Origin of the sequence: Mesorhizobium sp. M8A.F.Ca.ET.165.01.1.1 (genome assembly GCF_004792065.1) — a bacterium.
Lineage (GTDB): Bacteria > Pseudomonadota > Alphaproteobacteria > Rhizobiales > Rhizobiaceae > Mesorhizobium.
Genome location: NZ_SRTH01000179.1, coordinates 1 through 317, shown reverse-complemented (window position 1 = coordinate 317; position 317 = coordinate 1). Strand labels below are relative to the sequence as shown.

Genomic DNA, 317 nt, shown 5'->3' with positions numbered 1-317 from the left:
TGCACGCCGGCCAGTTCAACTTCGGCAGTGCCAATGACGGCATGGGCTATGAATTGACGGCCATTGCCGCCGTCGTCATCGGCGGCACCAGCCTGTTCGGCGGCGCGGGCTCAATGGTCGGCACCGTTGCCGGCACCATCATGCTCGGCGCGCTCGCCAACATCCTTCAGCTCAACAACATCACCCCCGCCACTCAGCTGCTCGCGACCGCCGCGATCATCGTGCTGGCGGCAGTGCTTCAATCCCTCGTTCGCCGCCGCGAGGGATTGGGTCGATAGGAGAGTCCGCGGCAGCGTCCCGAAAGAGCAACCAAAGGT

General features: G+C 64.7%; 1 pseudogene. It reads left to right on the top strand.

From position 1 onward, the window contains the following. Positions 1-278 (top strand): annotated as a pseudogene (locus EN808_RS35645) (ABC transporter permease); the annotation flags it as partial. Between the last annotated feature and the right edge of the window lie 39 nt (positions 279-317).